We start from the raw sequence: 333 nt of genomic DNA on the forward strand, positions 1-333 counted from the left end.
TGTTCGGCGACGAGGCCACCGGTGCCGCCATCGTGAAGAAGGCGCTGGAGGAGCCGCTCAAGCAGATCGCCGTCAACGCCGGTCTTGAGGGCGGCGTCGTGGTGGAGAAGGTGCGCAACCTTCCCCCGGGCGAGGGCCTGAACGCCGCCACCGGCGAGTACGTCAACCTGTTCGAGACGGGCATCATCGACCCGGCCAAGGTGACCCGCTCGGCGCTGCAGAACGCGGCGTCCATCGCGGCGCTGTTCCTCACCACCGAGGCCGTCATCGCCGAGAAGCCCGAGAAGGCCGGAGCCGCCCCCGCCATGCCCGGCGGCGGCGACATGGACTTCT

The 333-nt window shown here is 70.0% G+C and carries 1 protein-coding gene; it reads left to right on the plus strand.

Features of this window, described 5'->3' with window-relative positions; genetic code table 11:
* On the plus strand, positions 1–333 hold a 333-nt coding region (locus ACSC1Q_RS43200), incomplete at both ends, for a TCP-1/cpn60 chaperonin family protein (protein WP_436764546.1).

It is taken from the genome of Streptosporangium heterodermiicola, assembly GCF_051390675.1.
In the GTDB taxonomy this organism is placed as follows: domain Bacteria; phylum Actinomycetota; class Actinomycetes; order Streptosporangiales; family Streptosporangiaceae; genus Streptosporangium.